Below are 585 nucleotides of genomic sequence, written 5' to 3' on the forward strand. Positions count from 1 at the left end.
TAGCATCAGACTTAGTCCAAGTAACGGTTTGTCCAGAAGTACTTACTGGGTTGTTGTTAGCATCCGCCAATTGAGCGGTGATGGTTACTGTAGCCCCAGCCACAGGAGATGAAGATGAAGAGGTAACTAAATACTTAGTAGCTGTACCTGCTACTGTCGTGATGGTAGACGAAGTACCTGTGATAGCCGAAGTAGTACCTGTAACTGTAGTTGAAGTTCCAGCCACGGTATGTGTGGTGAATACGACTGTTGCCACACCACTTGCATTGGTAGTCGAAGTAGCTGTAGCAAAACTACCATTAGCATCAGACTTAGTCCAAGTAACGGTTTGTCCTGAAGTACTTACTGGGTTATTGTTAGCATCCGCCAATTGAGCGGTGATGGTTACTGTAGCCCCAGCCACAGGAGATGAAGATGAAGAAGTAACTAAGTACTTAGTAGCCGTACCAGCTACTGTAGTAATGGTAGACGAAGTACCTGTGATAGCCGAAGTAGTACCTGTAACCGTAGTTGAAGTTCCAGCCACGGTATGTGTGGTGAATACGACTGTTGCCACACCACTTGCATTGGTAGTCGAAGTAGCTG

General features: G+C 46.2%; 1 protein-coding gene. It reads right to left on the minus strand.

The window, feature by feature from the left end; translation table 11 throughout:
- Positions 1-585: hypothetical protein (locus G9H60_RS13240; RefSeq protein ID WP_223144515.1), on the minus strand; the 585-nt coding region annotated here is incomplete at both ends.

Source organism: Aquirufa aurantiipilula, assembly GCF_019923745.1.
Lineage (GTDB): Bacteria > Bacteroidota > Bacteroidia > Cytophagales > Spirosomataceae > Aquirufa > Aquirufa aurantiipilula.